This window comes from Paenibacillus sp. FW126-R14 (genome assembly GCF_058789495.1).
In genome coordinates, this window is sequence record NZ_JBYTBS010000069.1 from 25,912 (window position 1) to 32,871 (window position 6,960).

8 protein-coding genes are annotated in these 6,960 nt (G+C 50.6%); all 8 read right to left on the reverse strand.

The window, feature by feature from the left end; genetic code table 11:
- Positions 1 to 23 precede the first annotated feature (23 nt).
- On the reverse strand, positions 24 to 869 hold the full coding sequence (locus tag AC3WRW_RS29215; protein ID WP_492549729.1) for an ATP-binding cassette domain-containing protein: 846 nt from the start codon (positions 867 to 869) through the stop codon (positions 24 to 26).
- A gap of 30 nt (positions 870 to 899) precedes the next feature.
- Positions 900 to 1,733, reverse strand: a complete 834-nt coding sequence (locus tag AC3WRW_RS29220) for an alpha-D-ribose 1-methylphosphonate 5-phosphate C-P-lyase PhnJ (RefSeq protein WP_492549730.1) — start codon at positions 1,731 to 1,733, stop codon at positions 900 to 902.
- Positions 1,734 to 1,738: 5 nt separating this feature from the next.
- On the reverse strand, positions 1,739 to 2,869 hold the full coding sequence (locus AC3WRW_RS29225; RefSeq protein ID WP_492549731.1) for a carbon-phosphorus lyase complex subunit PhnI: 1,131 nt from the start codon (positions 2,867 to 2,869) through the stop codon (positions 1,739 to 1,741).
- 3 nt (positions 2,870 to 2,872) lie between these two features.
- Positions 2,873 to 3,466 carry a phosphonate C-P lyase system protein PhnH gene (gene phnH, locus AC3WRW_RS29230; RefSeq protein WP_492549732.1) on the reverse strand — a complete coding sequence of 198 codons (594 nt, stop codon included), beginning with the start codon at positions 3,464 to 3,466 and terminating at the stop codon, positions 2,873 to 2,875.
- Positions 3,467 to 3,480: 14 nt separating this feature from the next.
- Positions 3,481 to 3,906: a phosphonate C-P lyase system protein PhnG gene (gene phnG / locus AC3WRW_RS29235; protein WP_492549733.1), complete on the reverse strand. Its 426-nt coding sequence runs from the start codon at positions 3,904 to 3,906 to the stop codon at positions 3,481 to 3,483.
- Positions 3,907 to 4,021: 115 nt separating this feature from the next.
- Positions 4,022 to 4,723 (reverse strand): GntR family transcriptional regulator, encoded by a 702-nt coding sequence (locus AC3WRW_RS29240; protein ID WP_492549734.1) that lies wholly within the window; start codon positions 4,721 to 4,723, stop codon positions 4,022 to 4,024.
- A 21-nt stretch (positions 4,724 to 4,744) separates the two neighbouring features.
- On the reverse strand, positions 4,745 to 5,377 hold the full coding sequence (locus AC3WRW_RS29245) for a DapH/DapD/GlmU-related protein (RefSeq protein ID WP_492549735.1): 633 nt from the start codon (positions 5,375 to 5,377) through the stop codon (positions 4,745 to 4,747).
- Position 5,378: 1 nt separating this feature from the next.
- A complete protein-coding gene (locus tag AC3WRW_RS29250; protein WP_492549736.1) occupies positions 5,379 to 6,245 on the reverse strand; it encodes a PHP domain-containing protein in 867 nt (288 codons plus the stop codon).
- Between the last annotated feature and the right edge of the window lie 715 nt (positions 6,246 to 6,960).

Consider the following 6,960-nt stretch of genomic DNA (forward strand, 5'->3'; position numbering starts at 1 on the left):
AATAACCTCCTTTCGGGGAATGGCTACAACAGGGAATGCACCAACTGCTGGGTATACGCATGCTGCGGATCTTCAAGGATTTGGTCCGTCAAGCCTTGCTCGACCACACGTCCATCCAGCATCACCATCGTCCGATCCGCAAGCATCCGGATCACGCCAAGATCATGGGAGACGAGCAGCATGCTGATCTTCAACTCTCTTTGCAGGTGCTTGATCAGATCGAGCACATTCGCTTGAACCGATAGATCGAGCCCCGTCGTGACTTCGTCCAGCAGTAAAACAGGCGGATTATTCGACAGCGCTTTGGCAATTTGAACCCGCTGCTGCATGCCTCCGGAGAAATTTCTAGGCGCTTCCTTCATCCGGTACACGGGGATATGAACTCGCTCCAGCAATTCGCTCCCCCGTGACTCCATCGCACCGACACTGCGGTTTCCGGCAGCGATCATCTTCTCGGCAATATTGCCGATGGAAGAGAAGTTCATCCGAAGGCCCATAACCGGATTTTGATACACCTTGCCCATCAAATGATTGCGGATAAGCTTCTTTTGCTGTGAAGATTCCTGAAACATGTTAGTCGCGCCTTCTTTATAAGGCTGAAGGTAAGCTTCGCCTCCGGTCACTTCCTGATCGAAGTAGAGGCACCTCATCAGGGTAGATTTTCCGCTGCCGCTCTCGCCGACGATGCCCAGAACCTCCCCGGGGTACAGATCGAAGGTGATGTCCTGACAGGAATACACGGTGCCGCAAGCCCGGCAGTAATTTCGCTCCAAATGACGATGCTCCGGACTGCTGCAGGCTGCACAGCCAGAGCCGAATTGTTTATTTAAACGGTTAACACTCAAAATCGGGGATGAAGATGGTCCCATCCTTCTTTCACCTCTTCCTGTTTAGAACGACTACGGATTCATTCGCTCCAAGCAATAACTCGTGTCATTGCATTGGTAATACGTTTCGTCTGATTCAGCGTCATAAAACTCATCCATAAATACATCCTGCGCTCCGCATTGCCGGCAGCTTTGACCGGGGAAAGACTCCGGTTCGAAGGGAACGTCATCAAACGCCAAGGAAACCACTTGCGTATAAGGCGGAACGGCATAGATTTTTTTCTCGCGTCCGGCTCCCAGCAAAATTAAAGCTTCCGAGTAGTTCATCTTCGGATTGTCGAACTTCGGAATGGGGCTTGGCGCCATGACATAACGGTCATGCACCATAACCGGATGATCCGCGCCCGTGGATACGCTGCGGTACTTCATAATTTGCTCGAACAGCATCAGCCATGCTCCGCTGTAGTCTTTCTCCCCATGCAGGCGCTTGGTCTCAAGCTCGCTTGATTCGTACATCCGCAGCGGTTCCGGCATCGGAACTTGCAGAACGAGGATTTGCCCCTGCTCTAGCGCAATTTCGGGAATGCGGTGCCGGGATTGGATGAGCGTGGCTTCCTTGGTTGCATCGACCGTCGGAACGCCTGTCGTTTTGTCGATAAGCTTCTTGATGCTGACCGCATTAACCGACTCATCGGAGCCCTGATCGATCACTTTCAGCACATCGCGTTTTCCGATCAAAGACAGCGTAAGCTGCAATCCGCCGGTCCCCCAACCGCGTCCAATTGGCAGTTCCCGGGAGGCGAAAGGAACCTGGTATCCCGGAATCGCAATCGCTTTAAGCGTGGCACGGCGGATCTCTCTTTTGGACCCTTCGTCCAGAAAGGCGAAATTGTATTGAATTCGCATTTGCGCTACACCTCCTGGCCTTGGCTAGCTGGATTTTTTCTCGTTTTGCGAACATCGTTAAGCTTCGCTTGGAACGTAACGTAGTGCGGCATCTTCAAGTGGGAAATGAACCCTGTTGATTCCACGGAATCGATATGAAAAAGGACAAATTCCTCGTTTTGCGTCGGAATCGATTTGTCGCCTCTTTCAAGGCTTTTGTCCAGGATACTCATGGCAATAGCTTTCGTTTCATTTTGTCCGTAGCAAAGTCCGTAACCGAAATCAAGCTGCAGCTCTTTCCGGCCGTTCTCCTTCTCCACGGTCATAGGAACGAGCATTTCAACCTCGGTTACTTTGATGTCCCCGATAAAATAGGCGTCGTCCTCTTCACCGGAATTGGCCAGCGGACTGTCGATATAAACGGGAAGCTCTCCGACGCGCAGCTCTCCGACTGTGGGGTGAACCATGCCATACCCTCGAATAACTGCGTAGGCGAGCGATGTCACGGCTCCTGTTTGTCCTCTTGTTAAAATTTGCAGTTTCTCGCTCCGCGTTGCCGGAAACGTCAAACTCGTCCGGGTGACATCATCCGGCTCGGTCCTGTCGATCGGACATTCGGCAATGAGTCCTTCTTTTCTCAAATAATCCAACACTTTCGGAAACCGGCCATCCTGTGCGTCGGCCATTTCTGCAAGCGTGATTTGTTCCGCTTTGCGATAGTCTCTCAACCACTCGGCTGCGGTTTCTTCCGTTTCGTCCATCAGGTCGAAATCCAAGAGCCTATGGGAATAATCCATGGAAGCCCCTAAAATTTGCCCGCCGGGAATATCCTTGAACGAAGCGGAAATCCGTCTTTCCACCCGCATCTCCTCAGAGTGTACGGTTCTGGAATAATGCTTCCGGGGGAGTGTCGAACGATAAGCGCGAAGCAGGAAAACCGCTTCCTCCGGATTGCCTTCCGCCTGCTTAATGGCAAGTGCCGCAAGCTGTTCGCTGTACAGGCTGCTTTCCGACATGACCTGATCGACAAGCCCTCGCATTCCGGCCTCGATTGCAGGAACGTCCAGCACTTTGCCCTTGCGCAGCCGCTCAAACTGGATTCGTTGCAAAGATTGTTCAATTGCGCGTGTGCCGCCTTTGACCGCTACATAACCCATACGTTAGATTTCCTCCTTCACGACCTGCGTTGTCCGGGGCAAGGCGAGCATACGGTGGGAGGTATCTGTCACGATGAAGTCCAACCCTAGCGGAAACTCCGAATTTCGTTCAGCCCGAATGTCGATCCAAGCTTCGATCCCCTGCACTTCGGTTTGGGTCGTCGATTGAATGCCAGGACCGCTAAGACGCAGCTTCGTTCCGCACGTTACGCTCTCCGTTTCGATAATGACCGTCGCTGAACTGTGCGGGTCTGTCAGTTCTCCGATTTTGGCTGCTTCCATGGCGCTATGCAAATAGCCGGGTGCGGCATCGCGTAGTATAAAGATGAAGTCCGCCTCCTCCAAGGGGGCATCTTTGGCATATGTAGATTGACTCAGCCAATGAGTCACCTCTGCTTCCCTCTCTGACACCACTTTGAAGGTGACTTCCGTATCGAGCAGCATTAGAGCTGCTATATATGTCGCAGGCAGGCAGCCTTGAACCTGCTCCAGCTTTCCTGCTTCATCAGATAGGTCGAATATCGTCCCGGGCCTTGACATGGAATCAACTAGCTTTCTATATGCGGCTTGGATGTCATGAACCATATCCAGCATCATCAGCTACACTCCTTTCAATCTATATCCATCGTTTCAAAATCAACTTTCGTTCGTAACACGCTCGTGTGCTCATCTTGCCGTTTGGCCGCTAATCGCTCGCCTTCCGACAGCAGCAGAGCCGTCCAAGCTTCCGTCTCCTCCAAGCGGGCTGCATAAGCCGCGTCAATGACGGCCAGATCGTACGCTTTCTCCGGCTCGTCGCCTTTCACGATGCCGATTCCAACGGCCCCTTCAATCTGGACCTTGCATTCGGTTACCAGCACCTCGCCTAAGTAAAACAAGCTTTTCTGCGCGGTTTCCCTTACTTTTACCATGACCAGTCCGTGGTTCGGCTCTTCCATTACAGCAACGGGGTAACGGCCTTTAATCTCATCAGCTAAAGCAGCAGCAAGATCAGGCGAACCGTTAATCAGCATCTCCGTTCTTTGCTTTCTTTTCATGTCCCAAAGCCTCCTTTCTCCCTAAAAGAACCAACTTGCTTGCTTCCATGACTCAGATTATCTTGTTGCCAGGCTGGCAACTGTTAAGTTTGTGTAAAAGAGTAAAAGAACATTTCTAAATCACGTAAGTAAACATATCCCCGCGATACATCGTTTTACTGAACTCCAAGGTGCGCCCCGATGCGCCATCCCTGCATTCAGATTCCAGCACCAACAAAGGGATCAGGCTGGAACAAGCCAGCAGCTCCCTTTCATATTTGGATGGATGCGTTAATCGAATGGATGTCTCCGAAGATTGGATGTGCCGGTAGCCTTGATTTTGGTAATACTTAAACATCGAAGTAATTTCTTTGCCTTCGCTTGCAATGTGGGGGAATACGGACTCGGCTACGTAGGAAATGTGCAGCGCGATCGGCCTTTTGTCGATGATGCGAAGACGGCCGATTTTATAGACACGGTCAGCTTCGCCTATGCCAAGCGACTCGAAGATTTTGTGATTAAACTCGATAGGCTCGCAAAAAATATTTTTCGACTCATAGTCATACCCAAGCTCCGTCATTTTCTGGCTAAAACTTTTATTTGCGGAAAGCACCAAGGGGATTCGCAAGTTTCTATCCTGAACAAAGCTGCCTTTTCCCTGTTTGGAGTAAATGTAGCCGAGCTCCTGCAGCCGTTCGTAGGCTTTGCGCGCTGTAATGCGGGGGACCTTGAACCAATCCGCGATTTCATTCTCCGATGGCAGTTTATCCTCAGGCTCATACTTGCCGGATTGAATCATCGCCATTAGATGATCCATAATATCCATCTCTTCAGACATCCCTTTCGCCTCCTTCCAAAGTCAGCCGTATTTCTTAATAAAGCCCGTGATATCATTCAGTTCATGGAATCTTTCCTCCAGGAGCTCACGCGACCAGTCCCACCATGCGATCTTGAATAAAGCATCTATAGTTTCCTGCGGGAATCTTTGTTTAATAGGCTTGGCCGGGACTCCTACTACGACCGTATAAGGAGCGACATCCTTGGTCACGATAGCTCCCGATCCGACAACAGCGCCGGTGCCGATATGGACTCCTTTCATGACAATTGCGCCATGTCCGATCCACACATCGTGCCCAATCGTGACACGGTTGCCTCTGCGCCAGTTAAAAATATCTTCGTCATTCGTCTCTGCGAATCCGAAAGCAGCTCTCCGGTACGTCATATGATGCTGTGTCACCCGGTCCATTGGATGATCTACGGGATTGATGCAAACGTGGGAAGCTATGGACGTGAACTTGCCCACTTCCGCATAGTTGATCGTCACATCGTCCATCGTGTAGGTGTAATCCCCAATGCGGGATTCGATGATTTGATTGTTAGGTCCGATAGAGGTCCACTCTCCGGCAAAGCTGTTCGTAATATGACTGCTGGCATGAATGGCCGGCTCCGTTGATAGCGGAAGGCTTGAATGGGTTTGATGGATAGGCTTCATCTCATTTCATCTCCTTGGATAGTGCGTGCTTTCGTTCGCGTAGTTCGTTCACGACGGCCAATCCAGGGGATTTGCTCCCCAGCTTGACATCTCTTTCGCCATAAAATCCATGAAAATCCGAGCCACCGGTCATCGTCAAGTTGAACTCTAAGGCATGCTCACGGGCTCTAAGCTCATCCTCCGGAGTATGCAGCGGATGCCAAACCTCGATGCCCTGCAGGCCGGCCTCCACTAACTGCGGAACAGCCTCGAAGTTCCCGTATTGTCCCGGATGCGCCAATACAGGAACACCGCCCGCTTGCAAAATAACCCGCACAGCCTCACACGCATCAACGTACTCTGTCGGGATATAGGCGATGCCCGGATGCTCTTCGTTTTGACCGCGAGAGAACAGCTTTTTATACAAATCGCCATAGATCGTTGTTGTATAGCCTTGGTCAATCAAGGCATGCATAATATGCTGCTTATAGACCCCGGTTCCGCCTTCCGCATATTTCATCACATCTTCCCAAGTAATGGCGTATCCGGCCTTGATCAATCTCTCTACCGCAGTCATGCACCCTTGGTGGCGTCTTTCCAGCAGCGGGCTGCATAACGACTCTATGGCTGCGCTCCCCGGCTCAATATAATAGCCGAGAATATGAACTCTCCGCCGTCTCTTAAAGTCATAGCCGGAGATTTCAATACCCGGAATGATCTCAACGCCTCGTTCCCTCCCCGTATGCATCATTTGATGAAGTTCGCGGGTTGTATCGTGATTCGTGATAGCCAGATGGCTGACACCTTCTTGGATAGCGAGATTCAATATTTCATCGAACGTGAATGATCCGTCCGACAACTTGGTATGACAATGCAGTTCTACTTTCATAGAAAGGCCTCCTAGATTGATGAGTATAGAAAAACTCAAGTGGGATGTGTGTTTCCTTGGATTTAATTTTGTTCTATATATCAAGTTTAACTTGATGCCAAGTTCATAGGGTTAAAGCTATGTAATGCCTGCGTTAAGAAATTGTAAGGAGACGTAAAAAGATCTGGCGGATGCAACCTTTCGTTAGATTCATTTGGCGGCTGGGCATTCGTCTTAGGAGTGGCGGGACGTGTGCGGGAGCTATGGCTGGCTTGCGAGATGGCTAGGAAGGTAGACGGGGATTGCGTGAGCGCAGGGAAGAGGCGGCTTGGCGGCGATTGAGGATTGTGAGGTGGCTATGGCTGGCTTGCGCGATGGCCGGGAAGTTAGACGGGGATTGCGTGAGCGCAGGGAAGAGGCGGCTTGCTCGAGTGGGAACTATGATCCGCTAATTCCAACCAGAGCGAGTTTTCGACTTTTCGAAGGAACCTATGATCCGCTATTTTGCCAATTTCGGCTAACTATTGGGTATTGGCGGGTAAATAGGGCCCTGTATTTCCGCTTATACTCTGAAAAGCTCCAAATCAGCCCAAATAGCGGCCTGCAGTTACCCTTGTGCAAAAGAGGATATCGTTTTGCGATAATTTCGCCTACAAATTGCTGAAAAAGCAAAAAAGCCTTTCTGAGATTTCTCTCAAAAAGGCTTTTTGTTCTGTGCTTGGCAACGTTCTACTCT